The 2,586-nt window shown below is 40.1% G+C and carries 3 protein-coding genes; all 3 read right to left on the bottom strand.

Annotated elements, in window-relative coordinates:
- On the bottom strand, positions 1-694 hold a 694-nt coding region (gene lpxB, locus Q0F90_RS08715; protein WP_296004816.1), incomplete at its 3' end, for a lipid-A-disaccharide synthase.
- Positions 694-1,530: an LpxI family protein gene (locus Q0F90_RS08710; RefSeq protein WP_287292881.1), complete on the bottom strand. Its 837-nt coding sequence runs from the start codon at positions 1,528-1,530 to the stop codon at positions 694-696. The genes lpxB and Q0F90_RS08710, both read right to left, overlap by 1 nt.
- A gap of 219 nt (positions 1,531-1,749) precedes the next feature.
- Positions 1,750-2,562 (bottom strand): acyl-ACP--UDP-N-acetylglucosamine O-acyltransferase, encoded by an 813-nt coding sequence (gene lpxA / locus Q0F90_RS08705; RefSeq protein ID WP_296004811.1) that lies wholly within the window; start codon positions 2,560-2,562, stop codon positions 1,750-1,752.
- Between the last annotated feature and the right edge of the window lie 24 nt (positions 2,563-2,586).

The following is a 2,586-nucleotide window of genomic DNA, read 5'->3' as shown; positions in this document are numbered from 1 at the left end:
GATCGATAGTGTGTGCACGAGGCAAGAAGAATTGAATATCTTCATGGTTTGCCATCAATTGCTCACCACTTTTTAACATCGTATCAAGCAAGGATAAAACCTCTTGTTTACGACTACCAGGCATGAGCAATACCTTTTTAGCTTCTTTACGAGCACCAAAGTATTCTTCAGCTTCCTCTTTAGTCATCGTAGGATGTACGATATCTAATAATGGATGACCTACGAACTCTACATCGCATTTATATTTGCGATACGCTTCAGCTTCAAAGGGAAATATAGATGCTACCTTTGTTACATATTTGCGAATGGTATTACCACGACTGCTGTGCCAAGCCCAAATCGTAGGTGCAATATAGTATAGAACTGGAATCCCCAATTCATGTGCTACAGCAGCAAGTTTCATATTAAACCCCGGATAATCTACACAAACGAGGATATCTGGTTTTTCCTTCATCATGACGCGTTTTAAGTAGGTCCGTAATTTAAAGAATTTTGGTAAGGATTTTACAATCTCAACAATACCTATGACGCCAAGGTTTTTAATGTCGTATACAATGCGAACACCAGCGCGCTCCATCAAGGTGCCGCCCATGCCAAACATTTCTACAGAAGGATCTATTTCTCTCAATGCATTGGCAACGCTTGCCGCATGAGTATCACCGGATGCTTCACCGGCAGAAAACATGACTTTCATTATGCATCCTTTCTGGAATTTACAAATTCTTGGTCTACAGCACAAATAACAATACCGTGACGATTGGCCATATCAAGAACGTCTTGTTGTTGTACAAAAATAGTCTTTTCCGCTTCAACAGCCAGCACTTTACAACCACTATCAATCATGGACATCAAAGTTTTTATGCCTACTGCAGGCACATCAAAGCGCACATCTTGATTTGGTTTTTCTGTTTTTACTACAACAGCATCACCACGACCAAGTTCACCACCGCGTAAAATACACTTGTCAGTCCCCTCAATAGCTTCAATCGCCATAGCTGCCTTATGCTTAACAACAACGGTTTGTCCAATATCAAGACCACCCATTTGTTTCGCTAATTCAAAGCCAAAGCATATATCTGCCCATTGTTCTTCTGTAGGCTGTGCTTTTGAGTACACTCCAACCTTTGGCATAAATGGTTTTAAGTATACCGTCTGATCTAATACTTTAAAACCTTCTCTTTCAATTTCATCAACGATGGCAAGCATGATTGTATCATCTTTGCGATTTTTTAGACGTTTAAGAACACCTAATGTTTTCAAGTCAGGGAAACTAAGTCCCTTAAAAAGTATTTCCTTAGTTACTTTGCCCAACATAGTTAACTCAACAACACCTTCATTTTTTAAGGTCTTGAAGATTTTACCTAGTTTAGCAACACTAATATCATAGAAAGCATCGGCCTCAGCTTTTAGAGCTGGGTCAATATCAGGTACCACACCGATAACAACCACTTCGTGACCCAATACATGAGCGGCGCGCATGAATTCTACAGGCAAAGCACCAATGCCCGCAATTAATCCTACCTTTGCCAAGACTTTACCTCCTAGATGGCTCTATGGCCTATATATCAATTAGTAATCTTAAATTTATACTGATTGTCTAAAAAAAGACATAATCATATACAATATATTGTACTATAAATAGCCACTTTTTACCATTAAAACACTAAGGTTTATGCCCTTTTCTTCATCATTTTGTCAGAATTTTTTAGAGCACAAAAAGACCTCGTACTATGTACGAGGTCTTTAGATTTAGTCGCGACGTGTACGCATAATGCCACGATCGGCATTGCGCAAGAAGCGTAATAAGTTTTCAATTTCTACGGAAGAATCAAGTTGCATTTCCATTTCTTCAATAGCTTTGGATAAACTAAAACCAGAGCGATAAATAATACGGAAAGCTTGTTTCAAATCTCGGCGTACTTCTTCAGAAATACCTGCTCGAGACAAACCAACAGAATTAAGACCGATAACACGTGCCGGTTGACCATCAGCGATAACATAAGGTGGAATATCTTGTACTACCTTCGCCATGCCGCCAACCATTGCATTACGACCGATTTTAACAAATTGGTGAATACCAGCAAGGCCGCCAATTACCACGCGATCTTCAACGATAGCGTGACCAGCGAGACCTGCACAGTTACTCATAATTACATTATTGCCAACGATACAGTTATGAGCCACATGAGTACATGCTTGAAGCAGGCAGTTATTGCCTACACGTGTTTCTTCACCTTCTCCAGTAGCGCGGCTAATAGTTACGAATTCACGAATAACCGTTTCATCGCCAATATTACAAAAGCTTTTTTCGCCTTTAAATTTTAAATCTTGCGGTTCCAACCCAATAGATGCGTTTGGATAAATCTCACAACGCTTGCCAATGGTTGTCCAACCACCAATTACAACATTTGCACCGATTTTTGTGCCGTCGCCAATTTCGACATTCTCGCCGATTACAGCTCCGGGGCCTACGATTACATCTTTGCCCAATTTAGCATTTGGATGGACTATGGCTGTACTATGGATGTTGGATTCTGCATTTTCCATGCCTACAACTATCACTACAATCACTCCTCATTCTATTAT

The organism is uncultured Veillonella sp. (assembly GCF_934190855.1).
Lineage (GTDB): Bacteria > Bacillota > Negativicutes > Veillonellales > Veillonellaceae > Veillonella.
Note: the sequence above shows the minus strand (reverse complement) of the source record. Positions and strands in the feature narration are given on the sequence as shown.